The organism is Candidatus Cardinium hertigii (assembly GCF_050864855.1).
GTDB lineage: Bacteria > Bacteroidota > Bacteroidia > Cytophagales > Amoebophilaceae > Cardinium > Cardinium hertigii_C.
This window is the reverse complement of record NZ_JBOZWW010000022.1, coordinates 1-626: the sequence shown is the minus strand read 5'-3', so window position 1 is coordinate 626 and position 626 is coordinate 1. Positions and strand designations below refer to the sequence as shown.

The 626-nt window shown below is 36.7% G+C and carries 1 protein-coding gene; it reads right to left on the bottom strand.

Annotated elements, in window-relative coordinates; translation table 11 throughout:
* Positions 1-626, bottom strand: a 626-nt coding sequence (locus tag ACRRVB_RS00810; protein WP_432466123.1) for an IS5 family transposase, incomplete at both ends; no start/stop codon positions are given.

The following is a 626-nucleotide window of genomic DNA, read 5'->3' as shown; positions in this document are numbered from 1 at the left end:
GTAGTGACTGCCAGAACTAAACCTTCTTTACTTTCTACAAGGACATGTCGTTTATACCCATAGTAAAGATTATGACCTTTTTTGGTCCAACTAGCTTCTGGATCTACCCCTTTTTGATAACTATGAGATACCGATATAGTACCATCCTCACGCAAATCATAGCTCTTTTTACCTTTGGGACATCTAGGAGTAGGGGTGATAGAGGCGTCAATAACTGCACCATGCTGAACCAATACACCATGGTTAGATAGTTGATCATTTATAATTTTTAACAATCTATCTAAAGCTTTTTTTTCTGTAAGCGCAGTCCTAAATCTGCTTAATACACTATGATCTGGAACAGAATTATCCATCGATATACCACAAAACCTGCTAAAAGTAATACGATCATTTACTTCCTCTTCGACTTGGTAATCGCTCAGTCCATACCACTGCTCAAGCAATAGCATTTTAAACAAAAGAAGCGGGCTATAAGCAGGCTTGCCTGATAAACGTAAACCTTTAGGATAATACATACGCAGTTCTTTTTCTACTAATGACCAGTTAATCAAATTATTTATTTGATCAAAAAACGTATGCTTGCATTTACGCCGACTAGCTGATATATCTGATAAACTTAACTGACC